The organism is Mangrovimonas sp. sgz306409 (assembly GCF_059735265.1).
The window spans coordinates 132,362-155,357 of the sequence record NZ_JCAPEU010000004.1; the positions used below are offsets into that span (position 1 = coordinate 132,362).

19 protein-coding genes are annotated in these 22,996 nt (G+C 36.6%); 10 read left to right on the forward strand and 9 right to left on the reverse strand.

Going from position 1 to position 22,996, the window contains the following annotated elements; all coding sequences use genetic code 11:
* Positions 1-25: 25 nt before the first annotated feature.
* From AC6I5C_RS08515 to AC6I5C_RS08525, 3 genes are read left to right on the forward strand one after another with little or no spacing between them, the layout of a single operon-like run.
* Entirely contained in the window at positions 26-2,449 is a 2,424-nt protein-coding gene (locus AC6I5C_RS08515; protein ID WP_497904783.1) for a YfhO family protein, read from the forward strand.
* Positions 2,436-3,719 (forward strand): glycosyltransferase family protein, encoded by a 1,284-nt coding sequence (locus AC6I5C_RS08520; protein WP_497904784.1) that lies wholly within the window; start codon positions 2,436-2,438, stop codon positions 3,717-3,719. Before AC6I5C_RS08515 ends, AC6I5C_RS08520 begins: the two co-directional genes overlap by 14 nt.
* A 16-nt stretch (positions 3,720-3,735) precedes the next feature.
* Positions 3,736-5,196, forward strand: a complete 1,461-nt coding sequence (locus AC6I5C_RS08525) for an oligosaccharide flippase family protein (RefSeq protein WP_497904785.1) — start codon at positions 3,736-3,738, stop codon at positions 5,194-5,196.
* Between the two features lie 93 nt (positions 5,197-5,289).
* On the opposite strand, the gene AC6I5C_RS08530 is transcribed toward AC6I5C_RS08525, so the two are convergent.
* A complete protein-coding gene (locus tag AC6I5C_RS08530) occupies positions 5,290-6,357 on the reverse strand; it encodes a hypothetical protein (RefSeq protein ID WP_497904786.1) in 1,068 nt (355 codons plus the stop codon).
* A gap of 259 nt (positions 6,358-6,616) precedes the next feature.
* On the opposite strand from AC6I5C_RS08530, the gene AC6I5C_RS08535 reads away from it, so the two are divergent.
* From AC6I5C_RS08535 to AC6I5C_RS08545, 3 genes are all read left to right on the forward strand, one after another.
* On the forward strand, positions 6,617-7,321 hold the full coding sequence (locus tag AC6I5C_RS08535; protein WP_497904787.1) for a LytR/AlgR family response regulator transcription factor: 705 nt from the start codon (positions 6,617-6,619) through the stop codon (positions 7,319-7,321).
* A 258-nt stretch (positions 7,322-7,579) separates the two neighbouring features.
* Positions 7,580-8,434, forward strand: a complete 855-nt coding sequence (locus AC6I5C_RS08540) for a hypothetical protein (protein WP_497904788.1) — start codon at positions 7,580-7,582, stop codon at positions 8,432-8,434.
* A gap of 156 nt (positions 8,435-8,590) precedes the next feature.
* A complete protein-coding gene (locus AC6I5C_RS08545; RefSeq protein WP_497904789.1) occupies positions 8,591-9,658 on the forward strand; it encodes a DUF3667 domain-containing protein in 1,068 nt (355 codons plus the stop codon).
* 151 nt (positions 9,659-9,809) lie between these two features.
* On the opposite strand, the gene uvrA is transcribed toward AC6I5C_RS08545, so the two are convergent.
* Positions 9,810-12,593 (reverse strand): excinuclease ABC subunit UvrA, encoded by a 2,784-nt coding sequence (uvrA, locus tag AC6I5C_RS08550; RefSeq protein WP_497904790.1) that lies wholly within the window; start codon positions 12,591-12,593, stop codon positions 9,810-9,812.
* A gap of 311 nt (positions 12,594-12,904) precedes the next feature.
* Between uvrA and AC6I5C_RS08555 the strand changes: the two genes are divergently transcribed.
* Entirely contained in the window at positions 12,905-13,489 is a 585-nt protein-coding gene (locus tag AC6I5C_RS08555; protein ID WP_497904791.1) for an RNA polymerase sigma factor, read from the forward strand.
* A 224-nt stretch (positions 13,490-13,713) separates the two neighbouring features.
* Here the strand turns inward: AC6I5C_RS08555 and AC6I5C_RS08560 are convergent, their stop codons facing one another.
* Positions 13,714-14,373 carry an endonuclease III domain-containing protein gene (locus AC6I5C_RS08560; protein ID WP_497904792.1) on the reverse strand — a complete coding sequence of 220 codons (660 nt, stop codon included), beginning with the start codon at positions 14,371-14,373 and terminating at the stop codon, positions 13,714-13,716.
* Positions 14,374-14,410: 37 nt separating this feature from the next.
* Between AC6I5C_RS08560 and bcp the strand changes: the two genes are divergently transcribed.
* Entirely contained in the window at positions 14,411-14,863 is a 453-nt protein-coding gene (bcp, locus tag AC6I5C_RS08565) for a thioredoxin-dependent thiol peroxidase (RefSeq protein ID WP_497904793.1), read from the forward strand.
* Positions 14,864-14,921: 58 nt separating this feature from the next.
* Here bcp and AC6I5C_RS08570 read toward each other — a convergent pair whose 3' ends face one another.
* On the reverse strand, positions 14,922-16,373 hold the full coding sequence (locus AC6I5C_RS08570) for a hypothetical protein (protein ID WP_053977943.1): 1,452 nt from the start codon (positions 16,371-16,373) through the stop codon (positions 14,922-14,924).
* 93 nt (positions 16,374-16,466) lie between these two features.
* On the opposite strand from AC6I5C_RS08570, the gene AC6I5C_RS08575 reads away from it, so the two are divergent.
* The gene (locus AC6I5C_RS08575) at positions 16,467-17,228 is read left to right on the forward strand and encodes an MBL fold metallo-hydrolase (protein WP_497904794.1); all 762 of its coding nucleotides are present in this window, start codon (positions 16,467-16,469) and stop codon (positions 17,226-17,228) included.
* 3 nt (positions 17,229-17,231) lie between these two features.
* On the forward strand, positions 17,232-17,741 hold the full coding sequence (locus AC6I5C_RS08580; RefSeq protein WP_497904795.1) for a hydrolase: 510 nt from the start codon (positions 17,232-17,234) through the stop codon (positions 17,739-17,741).
* Here AC6I5C_RS08580 and AC6I5C_RS08585 read toward each other — a convergent pair.
* From AC6I5C_RS08585 to AC6I5C_RS08605, 5 genes are all read right to left on the reverse strand, one after another.
* Complete coding sequence (locus AC6I5C_RS08585; protein ID WP_497904796.1) at positions 17,738-18,388, reverse strand: alpha/beta hydrolase; 651 nt, start codon at positions 18,386-18,388, stop codon at positions 17,738-17,740. The genes AC6I5C_RS08580 and AC6I5C_RS08585 overlap by 4 nt on opposite strands.
* 6 nt (positions 18,389-18,394) lie before the next feature.
* On the reverse strand, positions 18,395-18,721 hold the full coding sequence (locus tag AC6I5C_RS08590) for a DUF4870 domain-containing protein (protein ID WP_053977939.1): 327 nt from the start codon (positions 18,719-18,721) through the stop codon (positions 18,395-18,397).
* Positions 18,721-19,974, reverse strand: a complete 1,254-nt coding sequence (locus tag AC6I5C_RS08595) for a dihydroorotase (protein ID WP_497904797.1) — start codon at positions 19,972-19,974, stop codon at positions 18,721-18,723. The genes AC6I5C_RS08590 and AC6I5C_RS08595 overlap by 1 nt, the downstream gene beginning before the upstream one ends.
* Positions 19,971-21,896 (reverse strand): BatA domain-containing protein, encoded by a 1,926-nt coding sequence (locus AC6I5C_RS08600; protein ID WP_497904798.1) that lies wholly within the window; start codon positions 21,894-21,896, stop codon positions 19,971-19,973. The genes AC6I5C_RS08595 and AC6I5C_RS08600 overlap by 4 nt, the downstream gene beginning before the upstream one ends.
* A 74-nt stretch (positions 21,897-21,970) precedes the next feature.
* On the reverse strand, positions 21,971-22,996 hold the full coding sequence (locus AC6I5C_RS08605; protein WP_497904799.1) for a glycosyltransferase family 2 protein: 1,026 nt from the start codon (positions 22,994-22,996) through the stop codon (positions 21,971-21,973).

Below are 22,996 nucleotides of genomic sequence, written 5' to 3' on the forward strand. Positions count from 1 at the left end.
CGCAATCATTCGATAATATATATTCATGCATTTTCCAATTAAAAGAATTCTTCCACACCTATTGGTTTTAGTAGGTTTTATTGTTGTTTCATTAGCATATTTTAGCCCGGTTTTAAAAGGAAAGGAAATCTTCCAAAGTGATATTATGCACTATAAGGGGATGGCCAAACAACAAAACGATTTTAGAGAGGAAACGGGAACAGAAACCTATTGGACCAATAGTGCTTTTGGAGGCATGCCTACATATCAATTAGGGGCCCATTACCCACATAACTACATCAAGAAATTAGATTTGGCACTTCGGTTTTTACCAAGACCAGCCGATTATCTATTTCTATATTTTATAGGGTTTTATATTCTACTATTGGTACTAAAGGTGGACTTTAAGCTGGCAGGTTTAGGTGCTTTAGCCTTTGGTTTTTCAACCTATCTTATTATTATTCTGGGAGTTGGTCATAATGCCAAGGCGCATGCCATTGCTTATATGCCATTGGTTTTGAGTGGAATTTTGCTCACTTTTAGAAAAAAATATATCGGAGGTTTTCTATTAACCGCCGTTGCTTTGGCATTGGAAATCTGTGCTAATCACTTTCAAATGACTTATTATTTACTGTTGTTGGTATTGGTTTTGGGTGTGGCTTATTTGGTGGATGCTTATAGAAAAAAGGAATTACCACATTTTTTTAAATCCGTTGGGATAATGGCTATAGCTGCTATTTTAGCTGTCGGACTGAATGCCACGAACATCATGGCTACTCAGGAATATGTTAAAGAAAGTACCCGTGGTAAAAGTGAATTGACCATTAATGCTGATGGTTCTCCAAAAGAAGTAACCAGTGGCTTAAGTAAAGATTACATCACGGAGTACAGTTATGGATTGTTGGAAACTTTCAACTTGTATATCCCAAGATTTATGGGAGGTGGTAGCCATGAAGATGTTGGGCCAGATTCGGCCATGTATAAATTTTATACCAATATTGGTGCATCTCCGGTTGAGGCTGCGAGAGAAGTGCAGGCCACACCTACGTATTGGGGAGACCAAAGCATTGTGGAAGCACCAGCCTATATTGGCGCGGTGGTATTATTTCTCTTTGTTTTAGCCTTGTTTTTGGTGAAAGGTCGCTTGAAATGGTGGCTTGTGGGAGGCTCTATACTATCTTTATTATTGTCTTATGGAAAGAATTTAGGGTTCCTAACAGATCTATTTATAGACTATGTCCCATTATATAACAAGTTTAGAGCAGTTAGTTCTATTCAGGTGATTTTGGAATTATGTATTCCTGTATTGGCTATTTTGGGACTTACCCAATTATTTAAAAATGAAGACGACAAGGAAACCAAGGAAAAGGCCTTAAAGTATTCGGCGATGATTACGGGTGGTTTGGCTTTAGTTTTCTTATTGTTTAAATCTTCTTTCTTGGATTTTGTGGGAGTTAATGATGGCTATTTTCGTCAGGCTTATGGTGAATATGGGCAAAGTTTTGTAGATGCTTTAAGAGAGGATAGAAAGTCTATGTTTACTGCAGATACCATTAGAACTTTGGTTTTGGTACTATTGGCTTCTGGAACTGTTTTCTTATTCCTTCGCGAGAAATTATCTCAAGGGAAAGTCATTTTGATAATGGCATTATTGATTGCTTTTGACTTGGTTGGTGTGGATAGACGTTATGTGAACAATGATAATTTTGTGTCCTCTTTAAAAGTGAACAATCCTTATCAAGCTTCTGCAGTAGATATGGAAATCATGAAGGATCAATCGCATTACCGTGTGTTCGATTTAACTTCTGGAGGGGCTAGAGCTTCTTATTTCCATAACTCTTTAAGTGGGTATCATGCGGCAAAATTGGGACGTTATAATGAATTGTATGAGTTCCATGTGTCCCGAAACAATATGGAAGTGCTCAATATGCTGAATACAAAGTACATCATAGCGCAAGATGAAAAAGGAAATGTGTTTCCTTACACTAATGAAGAAGCCAATGGTAATGCGTGGTTTGTTTCGGAGTTGAAGACTGTAGAAACCGCTAATGAGGAAATGTTGTTATTGGATAGTTTGAATACCAAAACTACGGCGATTTCTTCTTTGTCAATTGAAGCGAAAAAATTTACTGTAGATTCTTTGGCGACCATCACATTAACAGATTTTAAACCGAATTACTTAAAATATACTTCCAATAACTCAAATGATGGTTTTGTAGTGTTTTCTGAAATTTACTACGGTCATGGTTGGCAGGCCTATGTAGATGGTGCGGCTGCAGACCATACGAGAGTAGATTATGTATTAAGAGGAATGAACGTGCCATCAGGTACGCACACCATAGAGTTTAAGTTTGAACCAAAAGTAATTGCTACTGGTAGCAAGATTTCTTTAGCGAGTTCCATTGTGTTGGTATTGTTGCTTCTTGGAGGCGTATTTTTTGGATATAAAAAAATGAATGAAAGTGCCTAAAAAAGCACTCATTATAACATATTATTGGCCTCCAGCTGGAGGACCTGGGGTGCAACGCTGGTTGAAATTCGTAAAGTATTTGCCACAGTTTGGTGTGGAACCTATCGTGTTTTGTCCGGAGAACCCCAATTATCCCATTGTGGACCAAAATATGTTGAATGAAGTTCCGGAAGGCACCACGGTTTTAAAACTTCCCATTAAGGAACCGTATCGTTTTGCCAATTTCATTTCCAAGAACAAAGCCAGTGAGATTAGCTCTGGTGTGATTCCAAAAGCCAAAAAGCAATCCTTTTTACAAAAGCTATTGCTGTATGTACGTGGTAACTTTTTTATTCCGGATGCTCGCAAAAACTGGGTAAGGCCTTCGGTTGAATTTCTTTCAGAATATATTTCTAAGAATGACATTGAAACGATTATAACCACAGGACCGCCACATAGCTTGCATTTAATAGGAATGCAATTGAAGGCTAGGTTAGGAGTGACTTGGATTGCTGATTTCCGGGATCCTTGGACGACGATTGGTTATCACAAGCAACTTAAGCTGTCGAAATCTTCCAAAGAAAAGCACTTGAAATTGGAGCAGCAAGTGTTGCAAACTGCCGACCATATTTTGGTAACCAGCAATAACACCAAATTGGAGTTTGAAACCAAAACGAGTCAGCCCATTACCGTGATCACCAACGGATATGATACTCATAAGGTAGCTAGACCAGAGAAGGATAAAAAGTTTACGATGTCCCATATTGGGTCTTTATTGTCTGAACGTAATCCTGTTGAATTGTGGCAAGCTATTTCTGAGTTGATTGATGAAAATGAAGACTTTCGGAAAGCATTTCAACTGAATTTGACAGGGGTGGTTAGTGACGACGTATTGCAAAGCATTTATAATTATAACCTAAAGGAGTATGTTCACTTGCAGGGATATGTGTCGCATATCGAAGCGATAAAAGCTCAAATGCAATCGCAAGTGTTGTTGCTAATTGAAATAGATTCTGAAGATACCAAAGTGATCATTCCAGGGAAATTATTTGAGTATATGATTTCCAACACACCAATCATTGCAATTGGGCCTATGCAATCCGATGTGGAGCGCATCATTAAGGAAACCAACACAGGACACTATTTTTACTATGATGAAAAGCAACGTATAAAGTCGCAAATATTATTGTATTTTGAAGCTTACAAAACAAATTCATTGGTGACTCAGCCTATTGGCTTACAACAATACAGTAGAAAATCATTGACTGAAAAACTGTCCAAACTAATTTAAATCAACCTGAACTTCTATGGGAATTGTCATTAAACAATCCTTTAAAAACACCGTCAGTACGTATCTAGGATTTGGTATTGGGGCCATCAATACCTTGTTTTTGTATACCAATTTCATTTCTGATGAGTATTATGGTTTGGTTGGTTTTATATTGTCTGCTGCCAATATAATGATGCCTTTAATGGCTTTTGGGGTGCAAAACACCATGATTAAGTTTTATTCTACCTATAAAACCAAAAATAGCATCAACAGCTTTTTAACCTTAATGTTGTTTTTGCCTTTGGCAATGGCCATTCCAATAGGGATTATAGGATTTTTTGCCCATGATTTTATTTCCAATTGGCTAGGTGCCGAAAATGAAATCGTGAAAGGCTACGTGTGGCATATTTTTATCACAGCTGTTGCCATGGCCTATTTTGAAGTGTTTTTTGCTTGGGCCAAAGTACAGATGCAAACGGTTTTTGGAAATTTCATGAAGGAAGTCTTCCACCGAATAGCAATTATGATCCTCCTATTTGCCGTTTATTTCAATTGGCTTACCGTAGAACAGTTTATAAATGCTTTGGTGGGTGTATATGTGTTAAGAATGGTGGTGATGAAACTATATGCTTACAATGTGCGTTGGCCCGTAATTCGATTTAATAAAATTGAAAATCTGAGCGCTATTTTAAAGTATTCGTCACTTATCATCATAGCAGGTTCTATAGCGACGCTTATTTTGGATATCGATAAGTTCATGCTGGGGAAATTACGCCCCGATATTGAAGAAGTGGCTTATTACAGTGTGGCCATTTTTATTGCAACGGTTATTGCGGTGCCTCAAAGGGCGATGCACCAAATTATGATGCCTTTAACCGCAAAGTTGTTAAATGATAAAAACATGGTGGAGCTAAAGGGACTTTACCAAAGGTCATCTCTAAACCTCTACGTAGTAAGTGGCTTGATTTTTTTGTTGATTGTTTTGAATATCAATGAACTATATTTAATAATTCCAAAGGAATTTAGAGAAGGGTTATTGGTAGTGTTTTTGATAAGTGCTGCGAAATTATATGATAATGTAATGGGGAACAATAACGCCATTTTATTCAATAGTGATTATTATAGAATGGTCTTGTTTTTTGGAGTTTTGTTGACCATTTTAATTGTATTTTTGAATTTAGCCTTCATCCCTAAGTATGGAATGAATGGTGCTGCCATAGCTACTTTTATTGCAATATTTATTTATAACTCTATAAAAATTTACTTTGTAAAACTGAAATTCGGGATGTGGCCCTTCTCCAAAGAGAGTCTGGTATTAAGTTTGGTAATTCTAGTTGGGTTTGCAGTCTTCTATTTTTGGGACTTTCCATTTCATCCCTTAATCAATATGACCTTAAAGTCTTTGTTGATTGTGTTAGGCTATGGTCTATTAGTTTTCAAGCTTCACATTTCGGAGGACATTAATAGTGTCGTAAAAAAGTTTCTTACCAAAATCTAAATAAGGTATAAAATAAGAAAACCCCGTGAGGTGCTTTGAGGCATACTTCTCACAGGGGATTTCTAACTAACCAACCAAAAAGTCGTCTATATGTTATCTTCTTCCAGAACTTCTTTGAGAAGCATTGCTGCTTGCTCTTTTGTTTGAAGAAGTAGTCTTTCTACTTTGTGTTACTTGAGCAGATCTATTGTTAGTTTGTCTGCTAGTATATGTACGTTCATTAGATCGATTTGGTTGTTTCGATTCTAATTTTTTTCTTCTTTCTGTAGAAGTACTAACGGTTTGTCTAGAATTGGTCGTTCTAGTTGTTTGTGTTCTAGAATTTTGACTTCTACTGTTGTTATTTGAAAAATTTGCAGTTCTTCGCTCGTTGGTATTCACTTGAGAGCGGTTTGTGCTTCTATTATTGCTGTTATTGGTCCTAGTTACCTGTCTTTGCGGAACAGCTTCTTGTCTATATCGCTCGTGAGTTCGGGTTTGTTGCGCATTGGTTCGTCTAGAATTGTTGGCAACAGCATTTCTGTGTCCATTTACATTCACATGTCTTACATTATTATGGTAAGGTCTGTAATAAGTATGTCTTACCGGTGTATAATATCTTCTATAAGGTTGCGGACTTACCATGCAATAATTGTAGGTTGGAACTACATAATATTTATGCCAAGGGCGGTATACATAGGCTCTATTGTACACGTTAATGTAACCAGTACAGTGGGTATAAGTTCTGTAATTGTTGTAGTGAACATATAAACCACCTATTCTCGCAATGCGACCAAAATTGTTGTAAAATATGTTTACGTTTCCTGCACGTACAATTCTTCCATAGTAATCATAGAAAATTGGCACATGTTCAATTTGAATGATGGCTCCAAAATCGTCATACTGAATATATGGGCTGTAGTTGTATCCAGAATTGAAACTAATGGAGAAGTTTGGAGAAGAGAAAGCTACATTTACATCGGGGCCATATTTTGGAACATAAAAATCAAATTGTCCATCTGGAAATACCGAAAATTCAATGCCGTCCTCCATAAAGATAAAAGAATTGCCATAACCTCCCACATACGTATGGGAAACTGTTGTATTGTTAAAAGTAGATGTTGCGTTTACAGATACCCCTGCTAGAAGTAAACTCGTAAATAATAAAATAATCTTTTTCATATTAGAAGATTTTAAGGGTTCGGTTTATACAAAACAAACAGCGTGCCAAATCTGATTCGATATTGAAATGAATTAGTGAAAATTATTTTAAAACATTCGATTTTATTTGGCTATAGCCTTGTTTATTAGATGGATATTTATTGAATTGTATACTGAGTGATACCAGTTAAAATCCATATAATTAAAAAAAAGTATCACATAATTTATAATTATGTAACTTTAGAATAGCTAACTGCACTTCTGTGCTTTTTAACCAATCATGATCTGTAGATGTTTGATAGTAGATGATGAACCTCCTTCAATTAAAATTTTGAAGGACCATATTGCATCTATTGAACAAATGGAAGTAGTGGGGGTATTTAGTTGTGCCCAACAGTCTTTTGGTGCATTTGAAGGAGAGCAGGTAGATTTGCTGTTTTTGGATGTGGGCTGTTTAGGTTTACCCGTTATGGAATTTATGAAAATTCATAAAAATACACCTAAGGTTATCTACATGTCTTCCCATAAAAACAAACCAATAGAGGCCTTTCAGTTGGAAGCATTGGATTATTTGTCCAAACCCATTTCTTACGATAGGTTTTTGGAGGCCGTAAAAAAGTACACCAATGGTTATTATTTTGACCTTTCAGCAGAAGGAGCTTTAAACAAGGAATTTTTGTATTTCAGGGCACAACGAAAAACGGTTAAGGTAATTTTGAAAAGCATTCTTTATATAGAGAGTTTCAAGGATTATATCATCATCCATCGTGAAGATCATCCTGAGCTCAAAGTGAAGCAGTCCATAAGCGTCACCGAAGCCATTTTGCCAAAACACTTATTTATTCGGACACATCGCTCGTATATTTTGGCGATTAAAAAAATTACGGCGTTCACCAATTACGATATTGAAATAGGGAATGTGTCCATTCCCGTGGGAAGTAGTTATGGCCACGTTATAGATCAATTGTATGAAGGAAGGGTGTAGCTTTTTCATTTTGTCTTTTAAAAACATGTTTCTATCCACCAAACCATTTCCTTTATCTATCACAACAATTTCCTCTTTTTAAATTACCTATTTTTATGTAGTAATGCAGTTGTTATCCCTAAACTGAAATTTTCTCTCTAAGGTATTCTGAAAAATAGTAGGCAGAGTCATAAGCTCTTTGAAGAGTTTATGCCAGCATATACTTGAGCAATATTATTATTATTATTATTATTATTATTAATTCTAATACCAATAATCATGAAAAAACGTTGCAGTTGTGCTACTGTATATCTGTGGATATTTGTGGCTTTTTTGATGTATTCCTGTTCTACTCAGGAAACAGATTTAATTGAAGAATCCGTTGTGTCAATACCAACGGAAAATGTTCCATCAGCCAAGCGAGAGGCTGATAAATTACTAGTGTTTAAAGGCCCTCAGGTTGCTTTTGGAATTGGGAAGGTGAGATCTTGGGTAAGTGTGGATGACAATGATTTTCCTGTGGCATTCGGCATTGAAATTACCCCTGAAGCATTGGGAGATTTAGAAAGTTTGCCAGAAGATGATGCAATTACTTCAATTCCTCTTCATTTAAAGGCCAAACAATTGACGGCCTATGAGCATATTACCCTTAATTGGGAACCAATGGGGCACGCACCGGCCTATTGGATTCCTCATTTTGATGTTCATTTTTTTGAGATTCCTGAAGAAGAACGCTTGCAAATCCTTCCGTATGATGACAATAATCAAGCCATTGTAGATGCTGTAAATGTGTTCCCCGATGTGAATAAAATGCCTGTGGGCTTTTTAAAATTACCAGGACAATTGGGGTATTACCCTTATGCTGGAAAGCATTGGTTGCCTTTTGATTTCTTAGCAGTAAACAATGACTTTGACACAGGAATCATACATGGATCTTATAATCAAAAACATGTGTTTGTAGAAACAAAGTTTGCGTTAGATTTTTTGCAAACCGCTACAGAGTTTACTTCAGATTTTACCCAGCCCTTGCAGTTTGAAAACCCAGGAAGCAACTATCCAACGAAATACAATATGGAAATAGATAGTAAAACTGGACATATCTTTATTTTCTTAAGTGATTTTGTGGCTAGGTAAGATTCAATGAAAATATGAATTTGGAAAGACCTTATTTAAGGTCTTTTTTATGCGGTTAATTTAATTTGTGGTTTAGTCATTTTAATCCATGCGTTTAAATATGTAGTAAAATTCTTTTTTATTACTTTTAACTTATTAACCGCCAAATTATAGCAGATGAGTGAATCTGAGATTACTTGTAAAAATTGCGAAAACGAATTTGATGCCAATTTTGAGTTTTGTCCGTTTTGCGGTCAAAAGGTAGATGAGCAGTTAACTTTAGGAGTCTTGTTCTACAATACCATTAGTAATTATTTTTCTTTCGATGCTCGGTTTTTCAAGAGTTTCATTCCATTAATGACAAGACCTGGCTATTTGGCGAGTAAATTTATAGGAGGGAAGCGCTTATTGTATTTACATCCAGCACAGATGTATCTGTTTATTTCCGTGATTTTTTTCTTTGTGTTCTCATTTGTGACTCGTGAACAAACACAAAAATTGGATACCGTTTTAAAAACGGAATTTGAACATAAACAAGAATATATAGATTCCATCAAGCAAGCTGTTTCAGATTCGGTGAAAGTGGCGGAGGTGAATCAGAAGTTAAAGGATTCCAAGGTGGGCTTTCAACTGGATGAATCTGGATTTAAAGTGTTGGATTCCATAAAATCTTCAGAAGACAAAAAGGTAGTGAAAACAGGATTTAATTTTAATCAGGAAGCCATAGATTCATTAATTGCTTCGGGAGCCTCAGATGAGGAGATTTACAAAGAAATGGGTATGGACGACGATAACAGTGCTTTTTCGAGACGTTTGTACCATCAAGCATTAAAATTTTATAAGAACAGAAGCGGAGGGTCTATCCTTCAGGCTTTCTATGATAGTATCCCCATTTCCATGTTCATTTTGCTTCCAATTTTTGCTTTGATTCTAAAAGTGTTTTTCTACAGAAAAGGGAAGTATGCGCACCATTTGGTGTTTACCTTTTATTTCTTTTCGTTCTTATTTATGGTGTTTAGCATTTTGGTAATCTGCAATCTAATTTGGAAGGGATTTCCTGGTTGGATCAACAGTGTCATTATGTTTTCTACATTCTTTTATCTGTGGATAGCCATTAAAAGATTTTATGGGCAAGGATGGTTTGTATGTTTTTTGAAGAGCAGCACTATCTCTTTTGCTTTCTTATTGTTTGTAATTCCGTTGGCAGTGATAGTAATGGGACTTACAGCATTTCTATTTTACTGAAAAAGCTTGCCTCAAACTAATGAGACAAGCTTCCTGCTATATGTAGATTAATAAATTAAAGGGGTTTCAATAACGTTGCTCTTTCTTTTAAAGAGGGCTGCAAGATACTGTATTTTAGAGGAATAAAAAGTCTAATAATTGTTAAAATCGATTAAAGTTTTTCTTTGAGAAATTTACCTGTAATCGAGTTTTCGTTTCTTACAATTTCTTCAGGAGTCCCCACAGCTACTAGTTGTCCGCCTTGCTTTCCGCCTTCAGGACCTAAGTCAATAATAAAATCGGCACATTTTATAAGATCCAAATTGTGTTCAATAACAATTATGGAATGGCCTTTGGCAATAAGTGCCTGAAATGACTTGAGCAGTTTTTGAATGTCGTGGAAATGCAGCCCGGTGGTGGGTTCGTCAAAAATAAATAGGGCATTATCACTTTTACTTCCTTTTCCCAAGAAAGAAGCCAACTTAATACGTTGAGCTTCTCCACCGGAAAGGGTAGATGAACTTTGTCCCAAGGTTACGTAGCCTAAACCAACATCTTGGAGAGGTTGCAGCTTCGATTGGATTCTGGTTTCTTTATGTTGGGTGAAAAATGCAATGGCCTCATCAATGGTAAGGTTTAAAATGTCGTCGATACTTTTGCCTTCAAACGTCACTTCCAAAATATCCTTTTTAAAGCGCTTTCCGTTACAGGTTTCACAGGTTAGGTGCACATCGGCCATAAACTGCATTTCAATAGTCACTTCACCTTCACCTTTACAGGTTTCACATCGGCCACCATCTACATTGAAACTAAAGTGTTTAGCTTGATAGTTACGAATCTTGCTCAGCTTTTGTGAAGCAAACAACGCCCTGATATCATCATATGCCTTAACATAAGTAACTGGGTTGGAGCGTGACGACCTTCCAATTGGGTTCTGATCAACAAACTCCACATGTTTGATATTTTTAAAGTTGCCCTGAAGCTCTGTAAACTGGCCTGGTTTCTCACTAAAATCGGTTAGTTTCTTTTGAATGGCGGGATAGAGGATCTTTTTGATCAAGGTACTTTTTCCACTACCAGAAACCCCGGTAATTACCGTGAGCATTTCCAAAGGAAATCTTACGTCGATATTTTGAAGGTTGTTTTCTCTAGCTCCAAGAATATCGATATGGTATTTTGACGTGCGTCTTTTTTGTGGGACTTCAATTTCCAATTGTCCATTAAGGTATTGGGCCGTTAATGAATTGGACGCTAGGATATCCTTGTAAGTACCTGTAGCCACAACTTCACCTCCAAAAGTTCCCGCTTCGGGGCCTATATCAATGATTTCATCTGCGGCGTTCATGATATCTTCATCATGTTCTACCACAATCACCGTATTGCCCAAATCACGAAGGGCTTCCAAAACTTTAATAAGCTTTTGGGTGTCTTTTGGATGGAGCCCTATACTAGGTTCATCTAAAATATACATGGAACCTACCAAACTGCTTCCAAGAGATGTAGCAAGGTTAATACGTTGGCTTTCTCCTCCAGACAAGGTGTTGGAACGTCTATTTAAGGTTAAATACTCAAGTCCTACATTTTTTAGGAAGGATAAGCGATTGGTGATTTCCTTCAGCAATCGTTCGGCAATTTTTGTGTCGTATTCGTTTAGTTCAAGAGTATCAAAAAAATCAGCTAATTGATTTAATGGCAATTCTACTAAATCCGTTATGGTTGCTCCTCCAATTTTTACATAATTCGCTTCAGGTCTTAAGCGTTTTCCGTGACAAGTACTGCATTTGGTTTTGCCTCGATAACGGGATAACATGACCCTGTTTTGGATTTTATAAGCTTTGGCTTCCAGTTCTTCAAAAAAGGAATTCAAGCCTTCAAAATAGCTATTGCCTTCCCAAACCAATTGTTTTTGCGCGTCGGATAATTGGTAATAAGGTTTATGAATAGGAAAATCGAATTTATGTGAGTTGTTCACCAATTGATCCCTGTACCAACTCATGCTTTCTCCTCTCCATGGGAAAATGGCATTTTCATAAATGGATAAGCCTGTATTTGGGATGACCAAATCTTCATCAAGACCAATAACATCTCCATAGCCTTCGCATTTAGGACAGGCACCGTAAGGATTGTTAAAGCTGAACAAATGGACGTTAGGCTCCAAAAAGGTCATGTCGTCCAGTTCAAATTTGTTATTGTAGGAACGTTGTTCTTCGTTGGAAAGGGATTCTACTGTACAGGCACCTTTCCCTTCAAAAAAGGCAGTTTCAATGGCATCGGCCAATCGGTTAAAGAAGTCCTCTTCATGTCTTACAATAACGCGATCCACAACCAAAACAATATCCGAAGTCAATCCTTTTTGAAGGGCATCTTCAATTCTAAGGACCTCGTCTTGATATTTTACTCTAGCATACCCTTGTTGCTGTAATACTTTAAGTTTATTCTCCATCGTGCGGCCCTCTTCAAGAATAATAGGAGAGAGAAGCAACAATTTTGCGCCATCTTCAAATTGTTTAATATACTCCAAAACATCCTGTGTGGTATGTTTCTTTACCTCATTTCCGGAAATGGGAGAATAGGTCTTACCTATGCGGGCAAACAAGAGTTTTAAATAGTCGTAAATTTCGGTGGTGGTTCCTACCGTAGAGCGCGGATTTGTAGAGTTTACTTTTTGTTCTATGGCAATGGCAGGGGCAATTCCCTTGATATAATCTACTTTTGGTTTATTGAGCCTTCCTAAAAACTGGCGTGCATAACTGGACAGACTTTCTACATAGCGTCTTTGCCCTTCGGCGTAAAGCGTGTCAAACGCCAAACTGGATTTTCCAGAACCAGACAGCCCTGTGATTACCACTAATTTATTCCGTGGAATAACAACATCAATATTTTTTAAGTTGTGAAGTTTTGCACCTTTAATGATGATATTCTCTTTTGGATTTACTTCGGAAATATTAATGTTCATAATGCCTTTTGCTAATAGATTTGCAAAGATACTACAAGTATTTTATCTGAATAAATTAATTTGATATTGATAAAGTTGAACGGAAAATCCTAAAATATTTCCGGTAAAAATTGTGCAAGCTTTATATTGGTTTTCCTCTTTTAGTATAAATAAAATGTTAAAGTTTGTTGTTAAATTTTGCTTTTTTGTCTTTATAGTTGTTATATTTGGTCATTAATCAGTCTAAAACCACTTGCCTATAGCATAATATTACTTTAAAAAAATTAACCCCAAGCTAGGAAGTTTTACTTCGAGCCATTAAAGTAATTATTATGAAAAACGAACTTATCACTGATGCTGTTTTAGTAAGGAATTATATTAACGGAGATGAGAGCGCTCTTTCCGTACTTATTTATAGGCACAAACAAAAAATTTACAGTTTTATCTACTCCAAAGTCTTGGATAGAGATGTTACCGAAGATATTTTTCAGGATACCTTCATTAAGGTTATACGTACCTTGAAGTTGAAAAAATACAACGAAGAAGGGAAGTTTTTGCCTTGGGTGATGCGTATTGCCCACAATTTGGTCATTGATTATTTTAGGAAGAACAACAGAATGCCCAAATTTGATAATGCAGGGGAATTCAGTATTTTCTCTGTATTGGGAGATGATAACTTAAATGCCGAAAAGCAGCTTATAAAAGATCAGGTAGAAAGCGATCTTAGACGGTTGATTGAAGAGTTGCCTGATGACCAAAAAGAGGTTTTGGTAATGCGTATGTATAAGGATATGAGTTTTAAGGAAATCTCTGATATTACGGGAGTGAGTATTAATACAGCTTTAGGTAGAATGCGCTATGCCTTGATCAATTTGCGAAAGGTGATTGAAAAAAATAATATAATTTTAACAAATTGATATAATAAAGTGATTTTTTGTACGTTATTGAAATTATAAGAACCTAAAAATTTAATAATGGCAAAACTTTACTCAGAATGCACACCCCCAAAGAAAGACAATCTGAATCCTAAAAAGGAGACCATAGAGTTTCTTTTAAATTATTCGAAGGCTTTAAGTGTTATACATTGTAATAAATTGAAGTTTGAAGCACTTCTAAACTAGACTTTGTAAGCCCTGAGACATCAGGGCTTTTTCATTTTGTAATAGTCATTAATTACTGTTGTTCTTCCAATAGTTTTGGTGATGATATCTTTATCAAGATCCCAACCTCTGGCTGGAGAATATTCTCTTCCGTACCAAATAATCTGTAAATGAAGATCGTTCCATAATTCTTCTGGGAACAATCGTTTCGCATCCTTTTCGGTTTGGACTACATTTTTTCCGTTGCTTAAATTCCAACGGTACATTAAGCGGTGAATATGCGTATCCACAGGAAATGCGGGAATGCCAAAGGCTTGTGATAGCACTACTGCGGCTGTTTTGTGGCCTACGGCAGGCAATGCTTCTAGTTCTTCGTAGGTTTGCGGGACCTCGCCATTATGTTTTTCAATCAATATTTCAGATAATCCATGAATCCCTTTACTCTTCATTGGAGAAAGGCCAACTGGCTTAATGATTTCCCTAATTTCTTCCACCGAAAGTTTCACCATGTCATACGGATTGTCTGCTCTCTCGAACAGTAGAGGCGTAATTTGGTTCACTCTAACATCGGTACTTTGTGCAGACATCAAGACTGCTATCAATAAGGTATAAGGATCTTTATGGTCTAAAGGAATTGGAATGGTTGGGTATAGTTCCTTTAAAGTGGTAATTACGAAATCCACTTTTTCTTGCTTGGTCATAAATTGTATTTTTGTACAAAATTCAAAGTTAATAATTATGACTCAATTAAAGGTAGGAGATAAGGCTCCAGATTTTACGGCAAAAGACGAACAAGGAAACACAGTATCACTTACAGACTATAAAGGAAGAAAGCTGGTTCTTTTCTTTTATCCAAAGGCAAGTACACCTGGTTGTACGGCTGAAGCTTGCGATTTAAGTGATAATTATGAACGTTTCCAAAGCATGGGATACGATATTTTAGGCGTAAGTGCCGATTCGGAAAAGCGTCAATCCAATTTTAAGAAGAAATATGGCTTTCCTTATCCTTTATTGGCAGATGAAGACAAAGAAGTCATCAATGCCTATGGTGTTTGGGGGCCTAAGAAATTTATGGGTCGTGAGTTTGACGGTATCCATAGAACTACTTTTGTTATTGATGAACATGGGATTATTCAGGATATTATCCTTAAAGTGAAAACCAAAGCGCACGCCGATCAAATTTTGGCATAAAAGAAAAGCCCTTTTGAAGTTCTCAAAAGGGCTTTTTTATAATATATCGTTTCACGAACTATTCTTCGTGGTAAACTTCTTCAGTTTCAAAACCAAACAAGTTCTCTTCCTTAATTAATTTCGCAACTCCTTCAGGTAGGAGGTTTTCCCAACCATTTTTGCTGTTGGAAATCATTTTTAATACGGTTCTAGAGAAAATGTTTAAAACACTTGGATCATAATCGGTGATATCTACCACTTTTCCATTGTATTTAAAGAATTTATACAATTCTTTCATACGTGGGTGTACCTTAAGGTTTTCACTGTTTACCAACGTACCATCTTTGGTAACCATTGGATAAAGATATACGCGAAGATCCTTAAAGAACAATTTTCCGAAGGCCTCCAAAATACCTCCACTTAGGTGACGGTAATATTTCTCGTCGAAAATATCTACCAGGTTATTTACTCCCATGGCCAATCCCATTCTGTTTTTAGAATATTGAGAGAAATACTCCACCAAACGGTAATACTCCTGGAAATTGGAAATCAAAACCGTTTGTCCCAAAGAACACAATAATTTGGCGCGGTCCATAAAGTCCTGCTCATTGATTTCTCCTTCAGCACGTAAGTTGGAAAGCGTGATTTCAAACACCACTTGAGTGTTTTTAGGATCTACTTTATTCTCCTTAACAAACATGTCGTAAGACTTATGGAACATGTCCATATTTACTTTGGTTACCGGTCTAAAACTTCCACGGAATGCCAAAATGTTCTTTTTGTACAACACTCTCGCAGGAAGTACGTTGTTTCCATCTGGTGCGAACATTACCGCATCGGTCATGCCGTTTTTTACCAATTGTAAACTCATTAAGCGGTTGTCAACCTCACTAAAGATAGGACCACTAAAGTTGATAGTATCAATTTCCAATTGGTCTTTGTCCAAGTGGTCATATAGATATCTTAAAAGCTTTTTTGGTTCGTTGTATTTATAGAATGCCCCATAAATCAAGTTGGTACCAAGTACCCCCAAAGTTTCCTGCTGCAGTCTTGCGTCGTTTTCTTTAAAACGCAAGTGAAGGATAATTTCGTTGTATTCTTGCTCTGGATCTACTTGATATTTAATACCTACCCAACCATGTCCTTTATAGTTCTTTGCAAAATCTATGGTAGCCACAGTGTTGGCATACGAAAAGAACAATTTGTGTGGGTGTTTATCTCTAGGAAGTCGTTTTTCTATTAAGTTAACCTCGTGGTTAAGCATTTTACGCAAACGGGCTTCGGTTACGTAACGTTTGTCGTCTTCAATACCATAGATGGCATCACTAAAGTCTTTGTCATAGGCAGACATGGCCTTAGCGATGGTCCCAGAAGCGCCTCCTGCTCTAAAGAACTGGCGTACAGTTTCCTGTCCAGCGCCAATTTCAGCAAAAGTTCCATAAATATTCTCATTAAGGTTGATTCGAAGTGCTTTCGACTTTAACGAAGGAACATCATCGAATTCTTTATCTCCCTTTAAGGTTATTTCCATCTTTTAAATCCGGGTTTTAAGTACTGCACAAAGGTATTAAAATACCATGGTAAACAAAAAAATAACATTATTTTTGTTCCAAACTCAGATGATTTGAAAGTTACGTTTTTAGGCACAGGAACATCCCAAGGAATCCCCATTATAGGTAGTACACATCCCGTGTGCCTGAGTAAAAACCCTAAAGACAAAAGGTTACGAGTATCTGTTTTGGTAGAGTGGGATGACCATGCTTATGTTGTAGATTGTGGTCCAGATTTCAGACAGCAAATGCTACGAGCAGAATGTACAAAACTGGATGGTATTTTGTTTACCCACGAGCATGCAGATCACACCGCTGGACTTGACGATATTAGACCTTTCAATTTTATGCAAGGTGATATGCCCATCTATGCACATAAAAGAGTCATTGGGGAATTGCAAAGGCGTTTCGATTATATTTTTGAAACCGAAAACAAATATCCAGGGGCGCCAGGCGTAATATCTAATGTTATCACTAGCAAACCTTTTACTTTGGGAGGTTTAGAAATCATCCCTGTGAATTTAATGCACCACGAACTCCAGGTTTTTGGATACCGTTTTGGTGATTTTGCCTATTTAACGGATATGAAGACCATAGAAGAAGAGGAGATGGAGAAGTTGAAGAATTTAAAAGTTTTGGTGGTTAATGCCCTGCGTATAGAGCCACATATGTCACACCTTAATTTAGAAGAAGCCCTGAATTTTATAGAAAAAGTGAAGCCAGAGAAAGCGTATCTAACGCATATAAGCCATCTTTTGGGATTTCACGACGAAGTACAACAAAAATTACCAAGCAATGTTTTCTTGGCGTATGATAACCTACAAATTTCAATTTAAATTATGAAGAGCAGAATTTTTATGTACCTGTTTATTTTTTCGGTATTGTTAATCGTTTTCCAATATGCGAATTCTAAAAACATTTTGGATTCCTATGAAAAGGATATCAAGCAGCTAAAGGAAAAATTGGAAAAGGACAAAGTAGAAATTGAAGCGTTGCATGATGAAAATTTGGAGTTGATGTACTTTGATATTGAAACAGATGAAGATGCCCTTTCTTATTTTGAAAACAAAGGTTACGATGTTGAAGAATTGATTCCTTTTATTAAGGACGAAATTTACAAGTTGAATGTTTACGAAGGTGACGACCATCCATTAGTACCTTATGCCTCAATGACCGACGGAAAGATGATGGTCAATAAAATTAAATTATTGAACCATAAATGGATCATTGCCGATTTTAGTGATGGGAAATACTGGGGGCAGATTTTTATGACCTATGAAATTTCAGAAACAGAGGAGCTGAAATTTAAAGTGGTGGAGTACTTTATGTATCCACCACCTTCAATCTAAATGCGTTCAGATAACCATTTTCTGAATTCGTAGAAGTTCTGTGGGGCAACGCCATGCCCTACAGGAAATTCAGAATAGGCGTGTTTGATATTGTGTGCGCTTAAGAATTTAGGAATTTTGCGAGCCCATTCCACAGGAATTACTTGATCGACACTGCCGTGGGATGCATAAATGTCCAATGAGCTAAAATCTTTACTATCTAAGTTTTCTGGCAAAATTTCTTCATTGATATAACCACTCAAAGCAATGACATTCTTTACTTTTTCTGGGTAAGTCATTGCTACGGCATAGCTCAAAATACTTCCTTGGCTAAACCCTAAAAGTGTAACATTATCTTTGTTTACTGGATAAGTGTCGCAGGCTTGATCGATAAAGGTTGCAATTAAATCACGAGATTGCGCAGCTTGCACATTGTCGTTCCATTTGTTCATTTCTGCATCAAAATTGATGGCATACCAAGCGTTGCCGTAAGGCTGCATAGGGTAGGGTGCCCTTACAGAGATGATAAATAGTTCTTCTGGTAATTCCGAAGCAAAGGAATACAAGTCGTTTTCATCACTGCCATAGCCATGAAACATAATCAATAACGGTGCATTTTCTTTTAAAGACGAAGGTCTGGTAATATGGTATAGAGCTAAATTTGTCATTTGGGATTAGTTAATGTTACGAAACCAGTCTTGAAAATATTCACCCACTACAGGAATTGGTTTGTCCGAACCTTGAATGGCATTATACAAACCGAACAACCAAGACACAAAAGTGATGGTCCAAAGCACAGTTCCCAGCCAACTATTGATATATTGTTCGGAAACATTGGAAACCAATAGCATTAAAATTAACCCCAACATCTGGCGGATATGGAAGCTGGTAAAAGGGTTTTTCTTTTCCAAATTCATGATAATGGCTATAATCAAGCCAACAAACGTCATGTAGCTTACAATCGCCAATGTTTTGCCTTCTTTTATCGTCTGTTCTGTCATTATTTTATTACCAATTGATTATTTGCAAAAATCCCGTAGGCTTTTCCTTTTAACTCATGGTCAACGAAGCAGCTGTTTTTGGAAGTCGCTATAATGTCTTCAGAAGCAAATTTATAAGATTCATCAGGGTTGAATAAAGTGATGCAAGCCGTTTCGCCAACTTTTATTGGATGCTTTTCTATGCCAAAACGGTCTTTACCCTTCGTGAGCAATTCTACCGCTTTTTTAGTAGTGAAGGTTGAGTTTAAGGCACCAAAGGCACTTTCCAAACCGGTGGTTCCATAAGAGGCGTGATCAAACTCCACTTTTTTATGTTCTATATCCATCGGGTTGTGGTCGCTTGTAACCATATCTATCGTGCCATCTTTCAAGCCTTCAATTAGGGCATCGATATCTTCTTGAGTTCTCAAAGGAGGTAATACTTTGAAATTGGTGTCAAAACCTACCAAGCTTTCATCTGAAAACACGAGATTATGTACAGCCACGCTACAAGTCACATTTAAACTCTTTGCTTTTGCCTTTCTAATAAGGTCTACAGATTTGGCAGTAGAGATGGTAGGAATGTGTAGTTTTCCTTCAGTGTATTCCAAAATAAAAAGGTCACGAGCTATTTGCAGTTCTTCCGCAAGGGCAGGATTTCCTTTTAAACCAAGGGAAGTGCTTGTTATGTGTTCGTTCATGACTCCAAGCCCGGTAATTTTTGATTCCTGAGGGAATGACAATACCAAACCTCCAAAGTTACCTGCATATTGCAGCGCAATTTTTACAAGGTTAGGGTTGGAGATAGGTTTTTGGTAATCATAGAAAGCAACAGCACCTGCATTTTGCATATCATATAATTCCGCCAAATCAATACCTTCGCTGTTTCTTGTCAAAGCGCCCACAGGGTAAAGGTTTACTGCATTTCCAAAAGATTTTGCCTTAAGGAATGAAATGTCCGTATTACAATCTATTACAGGGTGCGTGTTAGAATTTACAGCCACATCCGTAAAGCCTGAAAGTGCCGCTGTTTTTAATCCGTTTGCAATCGTTTCGCGGTCTTCGTATCCTGGCTCTCCAAAACTTACACTGCTATCGAACCATCCTTGGGAAACGTGCAGGTTTTCCAAAGTTAATTCTTCGTAGTTTTTGGTGTTTTCAATGGTTTCGGAAATTTGGGAGATTTTCCCGTCTTCAATTAAAATATCAACAGTTTGATTGTGAAAATCGCTTTTGGAATCAACTATTGTTGCAGATTTTATAAGTAAGGTCATTTTAGGAATTTTAAGATAAGCATTTCAATGATTAAAAAAGCTACTGCAAAAATAACAAACCATTTCCATAGCTCATTAACATTAGAGGCACTTTTTATCTCGTTAATCATGGAGGAAACACTGTTACTGCTTGAAATTCCATCAAGGGATGCAAGGTTGTGGTAAGTTAATTGGCTTTCGCTTCTATCGTAGTTGAAACTTAACTTTTTGAGCGCCTTGTCTTTATTCATAACCGTGATGATTCCAGCGGTTTCAGGAAATTCATTGGTTTTCAATTCCACCTTGTTCATGTAGGTTTGTTGCAGAGGAATCACAGATTGCTCATCACTTTTTAGGGAAAGGATATCATCCTGCTGCAGTTGGGTATTGATATCAATCGTGTTTTCCTTGCCTATAGTGTAGTACAATTGCGGTAATTTCAAACTTTGCTTGCCAATATTATAAACTACGGGAACAATTAAAGGCGAGTTTTTAAAATTGGAATTGTCGTCATTCAAGGCCGCCGAAAAGACAAATACATGTTGGTATTGTGATAGAAATGAAGAGCCATCTTCAAATTTCAAAACGGCTGAAGGATTGGGAGCTTGTAACGTGAAATAAGAATTGGTTTTTGGGTATTGAAAATTGTTTACTTTTTTGTCGAATACATTGGTGAAAAGGGGGTGGTCAAAATTAATATTGGTAATATTCTTTTCGCTTTCAATGAAGTTGTTGAATGAGCTTGTGTTTAAATTTGTAAATAATTGATTTAATGTGTTTAAGTTTGTGTTATTTGAAGGGATAATTAAAACAAATCCACCATTGTCACTATAAGCTTTTAAGGCTGTGGTTAGTGACATTGGAATGTCTTTCAACTCATTGACGATAATTAAATTTTGGTCTTCAATTGTATTGTAATCCAAAGATTTGAATTGAGATGAAGTATATACAAATTCATCATTGGTAAATATTTTACTTAAAAAAGTATCGTCTACTTCATTTATAGACAGCACTTTGATTTTATCCTGTTGGTTTAGGTTAAAATAAAGTGTGTTATCATAAAGAAGGTTGGGATCATCAATAAGCAATTTACCATCTATTTCCTGATTGATTGGAAGAGTGAAAACGGCTGTGTTACTTTCTTCAAAAGCAACAGAATTTTTAGCAACTAAATTATCATTGTTGAAAAGTGAAACTGATTGATTTGCAATATTTTGATTGTGATTGTTTAAAGTTATAGTTAGCTCTAGATTTTCAACATCCTTTTTAGAAATGTAGGCGTTGTCAATACTCACGTTCCGGGTGTTGACAGGTTCCAATTGCACTGTATTTAAATGAAAAGTACTGTCTGCCATAAAGGTGAAAGGAGTTCCCTTTTCCTGAAAATCTGATATCATTACCAAATTTTTAGTAGAACTTTTGTCATTGGAAAATGCCTTTCTTCCTTTTAGCACAGCTGCCTCATAGGTTAATTGATTGGATGATGTTTTTAAGCGAATCAATTCATTTCTTAATGCTTTTATCGTGGTATTTGGGTGATAAGAATCGTTAGTAAAAAAGGTAATCTGGTCATTTTCTGGAACTGTTTCCAAAAGATCCTGTACAGCCGTATTCAATAAGGTCCCGTTTTTCCCTTTGGCTTCCATACTAAAGGAATTGTCCAAATAAATAACGGTTTCTGTGCTGCTAATAAAGCTATTAGATTTTGTAATATAGGGTTGTGCAAATGCAATGATAATGGCTGCAAGCAACAATAATCTTGTAATTAGGGTAAGCCATTTTTTAATTTGGGAACTTTTGCGGGTTTGAAGTGTCACATTCTTCAAAAACTGCACATTGGTAAAAGGCACTTTTTCAAAACGTCTTAATTGAAACAAATGGACAATTATAGGGATGATAAGTAGGAAAAGTGCGTAAAGAAGTTCCGGGTATTTAAACTGCATTCGTGTTGATTAAATGTACAAGTATTCAAATATAGAAAATGATAGAGGATTATACTCTTTGGCTTTTAAGAATTTTAACAAAAGAAATAGTAATCCTCTATGGACTTCATACCTAATGACTGTAAGTGATGCACGATTTTGGTTTGCTCATCAGGATTTGCAACGGTGATGATGCATTGTGGTTGCTTAAAAGTCTTTAAATGTTCAAAACTGTGAAGCTCCTGACCGTAAATATGCTTTCCAATTTTCTTTTCATTATTACACAACCATGTAAAGGGAATTCTATTTGCTATCAGTCTTCGGGCAACCATTTTTCCTTTATATCCAGCTCCCCAAAGTGCTAAAGGCCTTTTGTTGTCGTAATCCAGTTTGAGGAAATAACGAATTTTTAAAGGAATGAAATGGTTTTTGGAGTAGTGTTCGTCTGTTCTGGAAGCTCTATCGGGGTAATCCCGCCATTGATGCAATACTTTATTGGTAGGGATGCATTTCAATTGCCCTTTATAAAATCTAAAAGCTAAGTCGTAATCCTCAGGATAACGTTCAGGTTGAAAGGCTTTGCAGGCCTCCAAATCAGTCCTGTAAACCATCCAGCAAGGAGAGGGGATGGCACACTCTTTATAGATTTCCTTAAAATTATCGCCTTTTATGGTAAGTTTGTTGAGCCAAGTTTCGTAGCGCTGAAATCCATTGCCTAAGTGTCCAGAATTGGAAAAATATTGAACCAACCCCAAAGCAATATGGCCTTTTCCATGAACTTTAAGGTCATGAAGCATGGATTGTAGTTTATCAGGACTCATGATATCGTCACTGTCCATTCGAGTAATAAATGCTCCCTTACTTTCGTTAAAGGCTAGGCGAAGTGCCGAAATGATTCCTGTTCCATTGTTTTTGAAAAGTTTAATCCGTGGGTCTTTTTCAGCATAGGAATTGACGATTTCGTAACTATTGTCGGTAGAATTGTCATCTACTATAATTAGTTCCCAAAACGTATGAGTTTGGCTTTGAATAGACTTGATACAGGCGGGCAAAAAACCGGCTGTATTTTTAAATGGTGTTAACACACTTATGAGGGCTTGTTGCATGGTACTAAGGTACAT